The sequence below is a fragment of the Pseudomonas sp. LG1E9 genome, from assembly GCF_003290225.1.
Lineage (GTDB): Bacteria > Pseudomonadota > Gammaproteobacteria > Pseudomonadales > Pseudomonadaceae > Aquipseudomonas > Aquipseudomonas cyclaminis.
In genome coordinates this window covers 2,762,467-2,776,831 of record NZ_CP029983.1, presented here as the reverse complement: position 1 = coordinate 2,776,831, position 14,365 = coordinate 2,762,467, and the positions used below count along the sequence as shown (strand labels likewise).

Sequence of the window (14,365 nt, the reverse complement as noted above, 5' to 3'; positions counted from 1 at the left end):
TGTGCTGCACCATACCAAAAATGCAGAAACACTTTGCATTGAATTCCTCAACGGTACTTGGAGGAGGGTTTGCAGATTGATGGCTAGGGGGTCGTCCTGCCCCCCGGCGGATATACGAGAAGCGCCTCGGAGACAATCGCGGCGCTTTCCGAGCGCCCAAAACAAAACCCCATCTGCTTTCGCAAATGGGGTTTCGGAATTTAATCTTGACGATGACCTACTCTCACATGGGGAAACCCCACACTACCATCGGCGATGCATCGTTTCACTACTGAGTTCGGGATGGGATCAGGTGGTTCCAATGCTCTATGGTCGTCAAGAAATTCGGGTACTGAGTCGTGACCTGTTGGCCTCGCTTCAGCAAATTGGGTATGTGATAGCTTTCGGTGTTTTGTGAGCGTCGAACTTTCGGTTCATCTCGTCTTCAAACACCGCAATCTGGCCTTTCGACGCAAATTGCTTGGGTGTTATATGGTCAAGCCTCACGGGCAATTAGTATTGGTTAGCTCAACGCCTCACAGCGCTTACACACCCAACCTATCAACGTCGTAGTCTTCGACGGCCCTTCAGGGAACTCAAGGTTCCAGTGAGATCTCATCTTGAGGCTAGTTTCCCGCTTAGATGCTTTCAGCGGTTATCTATTCCGAACATAGCTACCCGGCAATGCCACTGGCGTGACAACCGGAACACCAGAGGTTCGTCCACTCCGGTCCTCTCGTACTAGGAGCAGCCCCTCTCAAATCTCAAACGTCCACGGCAGATAGGGACCGAACTGTCTCACGACGTTCTAAACCCAGCTCGCGTACCACTTTAAATGGCGAACAGCCATACCCTTGGGACCGGCTTCAGCCCCAGGATGTGATGAGCCGACATCGAGGTGCCAAACACCGCCGTCGATATGAACTCTTGGGCGGTATCAGCCTGTTATCCCCGGAGTACCTTTTATCCGTTGAGCGATGGCCCTTCCATACAGAACCACCGGATCACTAAGACCTACTTTCGTACCTGCTCGACGTGTCTGTCTCGCAGTCAAGCGCGCTTTTGCCTTTATACTCTACGACCGATTTCCGACCGGTCTGAGCGCACCTTCGTACTCCTCCGTTACTCTTTAGGAGGAGACCGCCCCAGTCAAACTACCCACCATACACTGTCCTCGATCCGGATAACGGACCTGAGTTAGAACCTCAAAGTTGCCAGGGTGGTATTTCAAGGTTGGCTCCACGCAGACTGGCGTCCACGCTTCAAAGCCTCCCACCTATCCTACACAAGCAAATTCAAAGTCCAGTGCAAAGCTATAGTAAAGGTTCACGGGGTCTTTCCGTCTAGCCGCGGATACACTGCATCTTCACAGCGATTTCAATTTCACTGAGTCTCGGGTGGAGACAGCGCCGCCATCGTTACGCCATTCGTGCAGGTCGGAACTTACCCGACAAGGAATTTCGCTACCTTAGGACCGTTATAGTTACGGCCGCCGTTTACCGGGGCTTCGATCAAGAGCTTCGCGTTAGCTAACCCCATCAATTAACCTTCCGGCACCGGGCAGGCGTCACACCCTATACGTCCACTTTCGTGTTTGCAGAGTGCTGTGTTTTTAATAAACAGTCGCAGCGGCCTGGTATCTTCGACCGGCATGAGCTTACGGAGCAAGTCCTTCACCCTCACCGGCGCACCTTCTCCCGAAGTTACGGTGCCATTTTGCCTAGTTCCTTCACCCGAGTTCTCTCAAGCGCCTTGGTATTCTCTACCCAACCACCTGTGTCGGTTTGGGGTACGGTTCCTGGTTACCTGAAGCTTAGAAGCTTTTCTTGGAAGCATGGCATCAACCACTTCGCTAACTAAAAGTTAGCTCGTCATCAGCTCTCGGCCTTAAGATCCCGGATTTACCTAAGATCTCAGCCTACCACCTTAAACTTGGACAACCAACGCCAAGCTGGCCTAGCCTTCTCCGTCCCTCCATCGCAATAACCAGAAGTACAGGAATATTAACCTGTTTTCCATCGACTACGCTTTTCAGCCTCGCCTTAGGGACCGACTAACCCTGCGTCGATTAACGTTGCGCAGGAAACCTTGGTCTTTCGGCGTGGGTGTTTTTCACACCCATTGTCGTTACTCATGTCAGCATTCGCACTTCTGATACCTCCAGCAAGCTTCTCAACTCACCTTCACAGGCTTACAGAACGCTCCTCTACCGCATCACTTACGTGATACCCGTAGCTTCGGTGTATGGTTTGAGCCCCGTTACATCTTCCGCGCAGGCCGACTCGACTAGTGAGCTATTACGCTTTCTTTAAAGGGTGGCTGCTTCTAAGCCAACCTCCTAGCTGTCTAAGCCTTCCCACATCGTTTCCCACTTAACCATAACTTTGGGACCTTAGCTGACGGTCTGGGTTGTTTCCCTTTTCACGACGGACGTTAGCACCCGCCGTGTGTCTCCCATGCTCGGCACTTGTAGGTATTCGGAGTTTGCATCGGTTTGGTAAGTCGGGATGACCCCCTAGCCGAAACAGTGCTCTACCCCCTACAGTGATACATGAGGCGCTACCTAAATAGCTTTCGAGGAGAACCAGCTATCTCCGAGCTTGATTAGCCTTTCACTCCGATCCACAGGTCATCCGCTAACTTTTCAACGGTAGTCGGTTCGGTCCTCCAGTTAGTGTTACCCAACCTTCAACCTGCCCATGGATAGATCGCCCGGTTTCGGGTCTATTCCCAGCGACTAGACGCCCTATTAAGACTCGCTTTCGCTACGCCTCCCCTATTCGGTTAAGCTCGCCACTGAAAATAAGTCGCTGACCCATTATACAAAAGGTACGCAGTCACCCAACAAAGTGGGCTCCCACTGCTTGTACGCATACGGTTTCAGGATCTATTTCACTCCCCTCTCCGGGGTTCTTTTCGCCTTTCCCTCACGGTACTAGTTCACTATCGGTCAGTCAGTAGTATTTAGCCTTGGAGGATGGTCCCCCCATATTCAGACAAAGTTTCTCGTGCTCCGTCCTACTCGATTTCATGACTAAGAGATTTTCGCGTACAGGGCTATCACCCACTATGGCCGCACTTTCCAGAGCGTTCCGCTAATCTCAAAGCCACTTAAGGGCTAGTCCCCGTTCGCTCGCCACTACTAAGGGAATCTCGGTTGATTTCTTTTCCTCAGGGTACTTAGATGTTTCAGTTCCCCTGGTTCGCCTCTTACGCCTATGTATTCAGCGTAAGATAACCATCTTATGATGGCTGGGTTCCCCCATTCAGACATCTCCGGATCAAAGTCTGTTTGCCGACTCCCCGAAGCTTTTCGCAGGCTACCACGTCTTTCATCGCCTCTGACTGCCAAGGCATCCACCGTATGCGCTTCTTCACTTGACCATATAACCCCAAGCAATCTGGTTATACTGTGAAGACAACATTCGCCGAAAATTCGAATTTCTCAATTAAGAGAACTCACAAATTTTACCTTAGCCTGATCCGTTACCAGTGAAAGTAACGTTCAGTCTATCTTTCTATCACATACCCAAATTTTTAAAGAACGATCTAATCAAAGACTAGAAATCAACATTCACCATCATCACAATGGAATGCTCATTTCTAAGCTTTCAACAAACAGAAGCAGTAGTGGTGGAGCCAAACGGGATCGAACCGTTGACCTCCTGCGTGCAAGGCAGGCGCTCTCCCAGCTGAGCTATGGCCCCGTATTTCTACAGGCGTTTCCCACACAAAATTGGTGGGTCTGGGCAGATTCGAACTGCCGACCTCACCCTTATCAGGGGTGCGCTCTAACCAACTGAGCTACAGACCCAATTTCGGGCTGCTTCTTTATCGTCTTCTTCAATGAATCAAGCAATTCGTGTGGGAACTTATGGAGCAGCTGATGTCGTCGATTAAGGAGGTGATCCAGCCGCAGGTTCCCCTACGGCTACCTTGTTACGACTTCACCCCAGTCATGAATCACACCGTGGTAACCGTCCTCCCGAAGGTTAGACTAGCTACTTCTGGTGCAACCCACTCCCATGGTGTGACGGGCGGTGTGTACAAGGCCCGGGAACGTATTCACCGCGACATTCTGATTCGCGATTACTAGCGATTCCGACTTCACGCAGTCGAGTTGCAGACTGCGATCCGGACTACGATCGGTTTTATGGGATTAGCTCCACCTCGCGGCTTGGCAACCCTCTGTACCGACCATTGTAGCACGTGTGTAGCCCAGGCCGTAAGGGCCATGATGACTTGACGTCATCCCCACCTTCCTCCGGTTTGTCACCGGCAGTCTCCTTAGAGTGCCCACCATTACGTGCTGGTAACTAAGGACAAGGGTTGCGCTCGTTACGGGACTTAACCCAACATCTCACGACACGAGCTGACGACAGCCATGCAGCACCTGTCTCAATGTTCCCGAAGGCACCAATCTATCTCTAGAAAGTTCATTGGATGTCAAGGCCTGGTAAGGTTCTTCGCGTTGCTTCGAATTAAACCACATGCTCCACCGCTTGTGCGGGCCCCCGTCAATTCATTTGAGTTTTAACCTTGCGGCCGTACTCCCCAGGCGGTCAACTTAATGCGTTAGCTGCGCCACTAAGAGCTCAAGGCTCCCAACGGCTAGTTGACATCGTTTACGGCGTGGACTACCAGGGTATCTAATCCTGTTTGCTCCCCACGCTTTCGCACCTCAGTGTCAGTATCAGTCCAGGTGGTCGCCTTCGCCACTGGTGTTCCTTCCTATATCTACGCATTTCACCGCTACACAGGAAATTCCACCACCCTCTACCATACTCTAGTCAGTCAGTTTTGAATGCAGTTCCCAGGTTGAGCCCGGGGATTTCACATCCAACTTAACAAACCACCTACGCGCGCTTTACGCCCAGTAATTCCGATTAACGCTTGCACCCTCTGTATTACCGCGGCTGCTGGCACAGAGTTAGCCGGTGCTTATTCTGTCGGTAACGTCAAAACAATCACGTATTAGGTAACTGCCCTTCCTCCCAACTTAAAGTGCTTTACAATCCGAAGACCTTCTTCACACACGCGGCATGGCTGGATCAGGCTTTCGCCCATTGTCCAATATTCCCCACTGCTGCCTCCCGTAGGAGTCTGGACCGTGTCTCAGTTCCAGTGTGACTGATCATCCTCTCAGACCAGTTACGGATCGTCGCCTTGGTGAGCCATTACCCCACCAACTAGCTAATCCGACCTAGGCTCATCTGATAGCGCAAGGCCCGAAGGTCCCCTGCTTTCTCCCGTAGGACGTATGCGGTATTAGCGTCCGTTTCCGAACGTTATCCCCCACTACCAGGCAGATTCCTAGGCATTACTCACCCGTCCGCCGCTCTCAAGAGAAGCAAGCTTCTCTCTACCGCTCGACTTGCATGTGTTAGGCCTGCCGCCAGCGTTCAATCTGAGCCATGATCAAACTCTTCAGTTCAAACATCTTTGGGTTTTTAAGAAACCCTAAACTTGGCTCAGCAATCGTTGGTTACATCTTTGATTTCTCGCGGAGTAACTTGTGATGCTGATAATCTTGTTGACTATCAGTCTGACTCCACAAGCACCCACACGAATTGCTTGATTCAGTTGTTAAAGAGCGGTTGGTTAAGATCTTTCGTCTCAACCGAGGCGCGCATTCTACAGCAGCCTCATTTGCTGTCAAGTGATTATTTTCAGAAGCTTTCGAAGACTTCTTCAACAACTTCAACCACTTGCGCTTCAGATCTCTCATCAGCGGGAGGCGAATTCTACAGCGTTACACGCTGCTGTCAACACCTCTTTTTCAACTTCCTTTTGGCTTCGATGAACTGAAGCAACTTGCTGCCGAAAACTGCGTAACTCATTGTTTACCAAGGAGTTTTACGTTTCGACTGCGCCGGAAGTGGGCGAATTATAGGCTTCCAGAATCTGGCGTCAACCTTTAATTTGGTTTTTCTATCAAACCGCCTATATACCCCCCTATCCCTCTATATACAGACAGCCAACCGCACAAAACTGAGCAATATATTGCTCAAAACCGTACTGTTAAGCATCATAGCGAACTCTGACTATCAAATATGACCTTGGACGCACACCGCCAATGACCACCTCCCCCCGCAGCCTGGCCTCTGCATTGTTTCCTGTCGGCCTACTGCTGATTGCCATGGCTTCCATCCAGTCCGGAGCCTCTTTGGCCAAGAGCATGTTCCCGATTGTCGGCGCACAAGGCACCACCACCCTGCGCCTGATCTTCGCCAGTGTGATCATGCTTCTTATATTAAGACCGTGGCGCGCCAAACTGACCGCCAAGTCCCTGCGCACCGTGCTCATCTACGGGATGGCCCTGGGCGGCATGAACTTCCTTTTCTATATGTCATTGCGCAGCGTACCTCTGGGCATCGCTGTAGCCCTTGAATTCACAGGGCCGCTTGCTGTCGCCATCTACGCGTCACGCAGAGCAGTAGATTTCCTGTGGATCGCCCTTGCGATCGTCGGGCTGCTTCTTTTGATTCCGATTGGGGAAGCCAGCAGCGGCATCGACTTGGTCGGCGCAGCGTATGCATTGGGGGCCGGCGTCTGCTGGGCACTCTACATACTGTTCGGACAGAAGGCCGGTAACGACAATGGCGTCCAGACCGCCGCATTGGGCGTGATGATCGCCGCCCTGTTTGTCGCGCCCATCGGCATCGTGCATGCCGGAAGCGCACTACTGACCCCTGCGCTGATTCCAATAGCCATCGGCGTCGCCATCCTGTCCACCGCCCTGCCCTACACCCTGGAGATGGTAGCGCTGACGCGCCTCCCCGCCCGAACCTTTGGCACCCTCATGAGCATCGAACCCGCATTCGGCGCGCTTTCAGGCCTGTTCTTCCTGCAAGAGCACTTGTCCCTGGCGCAATGGCTGGCCATCACCTGCATTATTCTGGCCTCGGTAGGCGCGACGCTGACAATGCGCAATGACTCGAAACCGTTGGTTCCGGCAGATTGAATCATCTTTGAATGTAGCTCTGGCATTTGCCACTCATTTAGGCCATGTTTAAGTGGTAAACGAATGTCATTAATGGAGTTTTTCGACAGGGACAGCGCGAACGCTACACTCGAGAGCGAGTAAAGCCGGCTTCAAGTATTGCGAAGTGGCTATTAAGGATGGGAATGAAACGAATTTTGATACTGTTAATGGTCGTGGCCATTGCTGGCTGTGCCGCGACTACCAAGACAGAAGTGAAACGTGGCAAAAAAGGGCTGCATATCAACTGCTCAGGCCTGTCCTCCTCCTGGGACCAGTGCTACACCAGTGCAACCAACTCGTGCGGCACCAAGGGTTATCGGGTTATCGCCAAGTCCGGTGACAACTCAGAGGAACCGGGGGACTACCCCTTCGGACTCAACCCTGCCGGCTACACCAGCCGCAGCATGATCGTCATCTGTAAGTAATCGCCTTCGAGCAGTCACCGATGACTGCTCAGTGCGTAATCAGCGCTCGATTAACACTCATCCTTGAACGCCGCTTGCAGCAGATCGCAAGCGGCGTTTGCATTAGATCAAATAGCCGCCGTACGCAGTTGTAACCACTCAAGCCCTGCGCCATCGAGCAAAGGGCTCAAGCGTTCACGCACCTGCGCGTGATACGCGTTGAACCACTCGCGCTCATCCGCCGTGAGCAGCGACGGCTCCAGGCAACGAGTGTCTATCGGGCACAAAGTCAGCGTTTCAAACGAGAGGAACTCCCCAAACTCGGTCTTGCCCGCTTCTCGGTTCAATACCAGGTTCTCGATACGTACGCCCCAACGCCCCGGACGGTAAGTGCCCGGCTCAATGGATGTGATCATCCCAGGCTGCATTGCCGTTTGCGGCGCAGCGGCAGCCTGGTAGGCGATCACTTGGGGACCTTCATGCACATTGAGGAAATAGCCCACACCATGCCCAGTACCGTGACCGTAGTCCACGCCTTCAGCCCAGATCGGCGCACGGGCAATGGAATCCAGCAACGGCGACAGAATCCCCTTGGGGAAATGCGCACGGGACAGCGCAATAACACCCTTCAGCACTCGGGTGCAGTCTCGTTTCTGTTCCTCACTCGGCGTACCGATAGGCACCATTCTCGTGATGTCTGTCGTACCGCCCAAGTATTGGCCACCTGAGTCAATCAGCAGCAAGCCATCACCTTCGATCACCGCATGCTCTTCTTCAGTGGCATGGTAATGCGGCATTGCCCCATTGGCGTTGAACGCAGCAATGGTATTGAAACTCAGCGACACATAGTCGGGGCGACGCGTGCGCGCAGCAGTCAGGTGTTCATCGATGGTCAACTCCGTGATGCGCTCCCGGCCCAGCGCACTGTCCAGCCAGGCGAAGAATTCGCACAGCGCCGCGCCATCCTGCTCCATGGCCCGGCGGATATGTTCCGCATCTGACAGACTCTTGCGGGATTTGGCCAATGTAGTCGGGTTAAGCCCTTCGATCAGCTTGACGCCAGCATCGAGGTTTTCCAGCAACCCGGCGGTTACGCGGGCGGGGTCAACCTGCAAACTGTCCCCCCGAGGAATTCCACGCAGGCCATCCGCTACCTCGCTGTAGTCGCGCAAGGTCACGCCATCCTGTTCGAGCACAGCACGCAGATCCGCGTCGATTTTGCTCAGCGCCACGAACAACGTGGCCTGCTGTTGATTGATCAACGCAAACGACACAAACACGGGGTTAAACGAAACATCACCGCCACGCAGATTGAACAGCCAGGCGATGTCATCCAAGGTCGCAATGAAGTGCCAATCGGCGCCCTTCTCTTTCAAACTGGCGCGCAGTGCAGCGAGCTTCTCGCCGCGGCTGACGGTCGCTTGCGGTGGCAGATGGGCATAAATCGGTTGGCTCGGCAGACTCGGCCGGTCAGTCCAAACCGCATCAAGCACGTCGATATCGGTACGCAAACGCGCCCCACGCTCCGCCAGCCTGGTGCCCAGGGTGCGCGCCGAAGCGACGGCCATTACCGCACCATCCACCGCCACCACACCGCCTTCCGGGGTTTGCTCGGCCAGCCACTCGAGCGGCCCCGGCTGACCTGGTTGCAGCTTGACCAACTCAATGCCACTGCCCTTGAGCTCCTTGGTCGCCTGTTCCCAGTAACGGCTATCCGCCCACACGCCAGCGAAATCCGCGGTGACAATCAGCGTCCCCACCGAGCCATGGAACCCTGACAACCATTGACGACCCTGCCAGTAACCCGGCAAGTATTCGGACAAATGCGGGTCCGCCGACGGTACCAGCAGGGCGTGGATGCCCTCGCGGCTCATCAGTTCGCGGGTGTGCGCCAGGCGCTGGGGAACCGTTCCATGGGTCAAAGGCTGCGTACTCATTGTGTCTCCTGCTAACCACTAATAATTGTTATATGAAAATCAGACGGCCCAGAACGCCGGCGCGCTGGCCAGTGCGGCCTTGATCAGTTGCACCGCCTGGTCAATGTCCTGTTCAGTGGTAAACCGACCCAGGCTCAAACGAATAGTGCGGCCGGCCGAGCGGGCGTCATGACCAAGGGCAAGTAGCACGTGGGACGGTGCATTACTCGCTGAATTGCAGGCCGACGTAGCGGAAAAAGCAATACCGGCGCTCAATGCCGCCGAATTGAATTCACCTTCGCCGAACGTAAGGCTCAGGGTATGGGGAATACGCTGCGTCGCGCTGCCATTGAGGCGCACACCGGCGACTGACGCCAACTGATCCAGCAGGCGTTGCCGCAACGCGACGATCACCGCTTTCTCCTCGGTGAACGACTGCGCTGCCAGGGCGAATGCCGCGCCCATCCCCGCAATCTGATGAGTCGCCAACGTGCCGGAGCGCAAGCCGCCCTCGTGACCGCCACCATGAATCTGCGCCAACACTTTCTGTTGCGCCCGAGGCCCGACGTACAGCGCGCCTATGCCCTTGGGGCCGTACAACTTGTGCGCAGAGAACGACATCAGATCCACCGGCCACTGCGCCAGATCGATCGCCACCTTGCCTGCACCCTGGGCAGCATCCACATGCAGCAGCGCCCCGTGTTCACGCACGCGCGCGCCGATGGCGGGGATGTCATTCAGGGTGCCAAGTTCGTTATTCACCAGCATCAGCGAAACCAGAAAGGTGTCTTCGCGCAACGCTTCACTGACCGCATCGGCGCTGATCAAACCGTCCGCGTCGGGCACCAGGTAGGTCACGGCCACCCCGGCTTCCTGCAACTGCCGTGCGGTGTCCAGCGTCGCCTTGTGCTCGATCTGACTGGTGATGATATGCCCACCCGTCACGCCCCGCGCCTGGGCCACGCCCTTGATGGCGAGGTTGTTGGATTCAGTGGCGCCGGAGGTCCACACGATCTGCTCAGGCTGCGCGCCCACCAACTCGGCCACCTGGCCACGGGCCTGTTCAACCGTTTGCCGGGCCGCCTGGCCGAACGCGTGGGAACTGGACGCGGGGTTACCGAAATTGGCGTTGAAGCCCAGACAATCGACCATCACCTGGATGACTCGCTCGTCCACCGGCGTGGTGGCGGCGTAGTCGAAATACAACGGACGTTTATTCATGACAGTTAAGACTCGCAGAGCAGGTTCCCGAGAGCAGCGTCTCAGGGGCATCGACCGGAACAGAGGTCGTCAGGTTTACCGGATTGGATGCCATTAAAGAAGGACGACTTTAAGTAAATGTGCGTAGGAACGCTCCTGAAATTCAGCTTAACAGGCTGAAGTCGCACCATGGCAAACAAAAAGCCCGAGGTTCCTTAAGGGGAGCCTCGGGCTTTTTGCTGCGCAGGACGCGATCAACTGGGACGACCATGAAGTACCACATTGCGCTCGGCATTCATTTCACCCTCGCGATCAAAGCTGAAGGGCTTCTGTGGCTGGCCGGTCAGCGCGGCACGCTGCTGTTGATATTCATCGAACGACAAGCCGCGACGACTCAGCGCTTCCAGGGCCAGCTGCTTGGTCTCTTCAGCCGAGTAGGGGCGCAATTCTGGCGATGGATGGCTCGCACAGCCGGCGAGTACGGAGCTGACAATCAGTAAACAAACGGCGAGAAATCGGTTCATGGCGGCGGCTCTGCGAAGGTGGTTTCGAGTCAATGAACACAGGCTACTCCTCGCCTTGCGCAGCGAAAAATCATCGTCCGTGATAGTTGCTATCAACCGCCCAGGCACTCTCGATAGGCCCTCCTCATATTTCTTTATGATCTATAAATATGGAAATAGATTCATTTACGGAATAACCATAACCTTCTATAAATAGCTCCACGCCTGCCGGGCACTGTTCGCCACGCAACTGTTGCCCAGGCAACAGCCATTCAACAAATCACCAGGCGGGCAACAGCAACACTTTTCAGCAGTAAAGCCGCAGCCCCCGCCAATCAAGGCCTTCAGCCGTTGGTACAGCTCTTGCTCAACACCTTGCACCTCACTTGCTATGAACCACTGTTGAAAAAGGAACTGTTCATGACCCGTCCCCTGAATGTCGTTGCCCTCTCCGGCGGAACCTGGCGCCCGTCGCGCACCCTGGTGTTGACCCAAGCCCTGCTGGCCGAACTGGCCACCTTGCTGCCGATCCAGACCACCCTGATCGAACTGGGCGACATTGCCCGTCCCCTGGGCGGCGCATTGTCGCGCGATGAATTGCCCGACGACGTCGAAGCCCAACTGTTGGCCATCGAACAGGCCGACCTGCTGATCGTCGCCGCACCGGTCTATCGCGGTTCCTACCCCGGCCTGCTCAAGCACCTGTTCGACCTGGTCGGTCTCAACGCCCTGGTCAACACCCCGGTGCTGCTCGCCGCCACCGGTGGCAGCGAGCGCCACGCGCTGGTCCTCGACCATCAACTGCGCCCGCTGTTTGCCTTCTTCCAGGCCCTGACCCTGCCGATCGGTGTGTACGCCACCGAAGCCGACTTCACCGACTACCAAATAACCAGTGAATTACTAAAAGCACGGATTCAACTGGCAGCAGAACGCGCGGCACCCTTGTTTGCGGCGCACTCCCCTTCTCTGCTGAAAATCGCTTAAGGATTGGTCATGGATGTTTTCTGGTTTCTGCCGACACATGGCGACGGTCATTACCTGGGTACCACTCAAGGTGCCAGGCCCGTCACCCTCAATTATCTGAAGCAAGTCGCCCAGGCGGCTGACAGCCTGGGTTACTACGGTGTGTTGATTCCTACAGGCCGCTCGTGCGAAGACTCCTGGGTCATCGCCTCGGCGCTGGTACCGCTGACCGAGCGCCTGCGCTATCTGGTAGCGATTCGTCCCGGCATCATTTCGCCCACCGTCTCGGCACGCATGGCCGCCACGCTGGATCGTCTGTCCAATGGCCGCCTGCTGATCAATGTAGTGACCGGCGGCGATCCCGACGAAAACCGTGGCGACGGCAGCTTCCTTGACCACGCCGAGCGTTACGAAGTCTCCGACGAATTCCTGCGGATATGGCGCCGCGTGTTGCAGGGCGAATCGGTAGATTTCGAAGGCAAACACCTGCGTGTGCAGAACGCCAAGGCACTTTACCCACCGGTGCAGAAGCCCTATCCACCGTTGTACTTCGGCGGTTCCTCCGACGCCGCCCACGATCTCGCCGCCGAACAGGTGGACGTGTACCTGACCTGGGGCGAGCCACCCGCCGCCGTCGCGGAAAAACTCGCGGATGTACGTGAGCGCGCCGCGCGCCACGGGCGCACCGTGAAGTTCGGCATTCGCCTGCATGTAATCGTGCGCGAAACCGAAGAAGACGCCTGGAAAGCCGCCGATAAACTGATCGAACACATCAGCGACGACACCATCGCCGCCGCGCAAAAGTCCTTCTCGCGCTTTGATTCCGAAGGCCAACGCCGCATGGCCGCCCTTCACGACGGACGCCGCGACAACCTGGAGATCGCCCCTAACCTGTGGGCCGGCGTCGGCCTGGTGCGCGGCGGTGCCGGTACCGCGCTGGTGGGCAACCCGCAACAAGTGGCTGAACGCATCAAGGAATACGCCGACTTGGGCATCGAGAGCTTCATCTTCTCCGGCTATCCACATTTGGAAGAGGCCTATCGCTTCGCCGAGCTGGTGTTCCCGCTGCTGCCGGAACCCTATGCCAGCCTCGCCGGACGCGGCATCACCAACCTCACCGGCCCGTTCGGCGAAATGATTGCCAACGATGTCCTACCGGCCAAGGCCTGATCGGCGCAGCGGCGGCAACTGCGCTGGCCGCTGCTGCTTATAGAGAGGAAACCCCGTGACAGCCAAACCCCACAGCGTCCTGCCATCCCCCTTGCAGACCGCCAAACTGCTGGCCGCCGAATTCGCCCTCAGCGCCGTCGAACGCGACGAGCGCGGCGGCACGCCCAAAACCGAGCGTGACGCCCTGCGCCAAAGCGGCCTGCTGGCCCTGAGCATTCCCACCCAATACGGCGGCCTCGGCGTACGCTGGAGCGACACCCTGGGCATCGTGCGCGAATTCGCTAAGGTGGACAGTTCCATTGCTCACGTCTTCGGCTTCCATCACCTGATGCTGGCCACCGTGCGCCTGTTTTCGCGCCCGGATCAATGGCAACCCTGGTTCGAACAGACCGCCCGCAAGAACTGGTTCTGGGGCAATGCCCTCAACCCGTTGGACACGCGCACCGTGGTCAAGGATTTCGGCGGCTGGCGCGAATTCTCTGGCAAGAAAAGCTTCTGCTCCGGCGCCAGCGACTCGCAGATGCTGATCGCCTCGGCCGTGGACGAAAATGCCGGCGGCAAGCTACTGATCGCCGCCATTCCCAGCGGGCGCAGTGGCATTACGCTGCACAACGACTGGAACAATATCGGCCAACGCCAGACCGACAGCGGCAGCGCCAGCTTCGAGCGGGTGCGCGTCGAAGAGTCGGAATTGCTACTCGATCCGGGCCCGCTGAGCACCCCCTTCGCCTGCCTGCGCCCACTGATCGCCCAGTTGACCTTCACCCATATGTTTCTCGGCATTGCCGAGGGAGCCTTCGAAGAAGCGCGCACCTACACCCTCACCGAAACGCGTGCCTGGCACAAATCCTCAGCCGAAGACGTGCGCCAGGACCCTTACGTGCTGCACCACTATGGCGAATTCTGGGTGGCCCTCGAAGGCGTGCGTCTGTTAGTGGAACGCGCCGCCGAGCTACTGGACCAGGCCTGGGCCAAAGGACCGAACCTCAGCGAACACGAACGCGGCCAACTGGCGATTGCCATCGCAACGGCCAAGGTCGCTGCCACCCGCCAAGGCCTGGACCTGTGCAGCCGTCTGTTTGAAGTCACCGGGGCACGTTCCACCCACGCGTCCCTGCGCCTGGATCGTCACTGGCGCAACCTGCGTACGCAAACCCTGCACGACCCGGTGGACTACAAGCTCCACGAACTGGGGGACTGGGCGTTGAACCAATCCCTGCCGATTCCTACGTTCTACTCATAAAA

General features: G+C 56.2%; 8 protein-coding genes, 2 tRNA genes and 3 rRNA genes. 5 read left to right on the top strand and 8 right to left on the bottom strand.

The window, feature by feature from the left end; translation table 11 throughout:
- Window positions 1–204: 204 nt before the first annotated feature.
- The 5 genes from rrf to DNK50_RS13140 form a co-directional block, all read right to left on the bottom strand.
- Window positions 205–320: ribosomal RNA gene (gene rrf, locus DNK50_RS13160) — 5S ribosomal RNA — on the bottom strand.
- 151 nt (window positions 321–471) lie between these two features.
- A 23S ribosomal RNA gene (locus DNK50_RS13155) occupies window positions 472–3,363 on the bottom strand.
- A 247-nt stretch (window positions 3,364–3,610) separates the two neighbouring features.
- Window positions 3,611–3,686: transfer RNA gene (locus tag DNK50_RS13150), tRNA-Ala, on the bottom strand.
- A gap of 30 nt (window positions 3,687–3,716) precedes the next feature.
- Window positions 3,717–3,793: transfer RNA gene (locus tag DNK50_RS13145), tRNA-Ile, on the bottom strand.
- 83 nt (window positions 3,794–3,876) lie between these two features.
- Window positions 3,877–5,413, bottom strand: a 16S ribosomal RNA gene (locus tag DNK50_RS13140).
- Together the 16S, 23S and 5S rRNA genes with 2 tRNA genes alongside form the textbook arrangement of a ribosomal RNA operon.
- Before the next feature lie 642 nt (window positions 5,414–6,055).
- Here DNK50_RS13140 and rhtA point away from each other — a divergent pair.
- Together rhtA and DNK50_RS13130 are read left to right on the top strand one after the other, a co-directional pair.
- Window positions 6,056–6,943 carry a threonine/homoserine exporter RhtA gene (gene rhtA / locus DNK50_RS13135; protein WP_099584479.1) on the top strand — a complete coding sequence of 296 codons (888 nt, stop codon included), beginning with the start codon at window positions 6,056–6,058 and terminating at the stop codon, window positions 6,941–6,943.
- A 164-nt stretch (window positions 6,944–7,107) separates the two neighbouring features.
- Window positions 7,108–7,389, top strand: coding sequence for a hypothetical protein (locus DNK50_RS13130; protein ID WP_099584478.1), 282 nt, complete (start codon window positions 7,108–7,110; stop codon window positions 7,387–7,389).
- Between the two features lie 107 nt (window positions 7,390–7,496).
- Here the strand turns inward: DNK50_RS13130 and DNK50_RS13125 are convergent, their stop codons facing one another.
- The 3 genes from DNK50_RS13125 to DNK50_RS13115 form a co-directional block, all read right to left on the bottom strand.
- Window positions 7,497–9,305 carry an aminopeptidase P family protein gene (locus DNK50_RS13125; RefSeq protein WP_112194415.1) on the bottom strand — a complete coding sequence of 603 codons (1,809 nt, stop codon included), beginning with the start codon at window positions 9,303–9,305 and terminating at the stop codon, window positions 7,497–7,499.
- A 39-nt stretch (window positions 9,306–9,344) separates the two neighbouring features.
- Window positions 9,345–10,505, bottom strand: coding sequence for a cysteine desulfurase family protein (locus tag DNK50_RS13120; RefSeq protein ID WP_112194413.1), 1,161 nt, complete (start codon window positions 10,503–10,505; stop codon window positions 9,345–9,347).
- 233 nt (window positions 10,506–10,738) lie between these two features.
- Complete coding sequence (locus tag DNK50_RS13115) at window positions 10,739–11,008, bottom strand: hypothetical protein (protein ID WP_112194411.1); 270 nt, start codon at window positions 11,006–11,008, stop codon at window positions 10,739–10,741.
- Between the two features lie 399 nt (window positions 11,009–11,407).
- On the opposite strand from DNK50_RS13115, the gene msuE reads away from it, so the two are divergent.
- From msuE to DNK50_RS13095, 3 genes are read left to right on the top strand one after another with little or no spacing between them, the layout of a single operon-like run.
- A complete protein-coding gene (gene msuE, locus DNK50_RS13105) occupies window positions 11,408–11,971 on the top strand; it encodes an FMN reductase (RefSeq protein ID WP_099584481.1) in 564 nt (187 codons plus the stop codon).
- A gap of 9 nt (window positions 11,972–11,980) precedes the next feature.
- A complete protein-coding gene (gene ssuD, locus DNK50_RS13100; RefSeq protein ID WP_112194407.1) occupies window positions 11,981–13,120 on the top strand; it encodes an FMNH2-dependent alkanesulfonate monooxygenase in 1,140 nt (379 codons plus the stop codon).
- 55 nt (window positions 13,121–13,175) lie between these two features.
- A complete protein-coding gene (locus DNK50_RS13095) occupies window positions 13,176–14,363 on the top strand; it encodes an acyl-CoA dehydrogenase family protein (protein WP_112194405.1) in 1,188 nt (395 codons plus the stop codon).
- Window positions 14,364–14,365 lie beyond the last annotated feature (2 nt).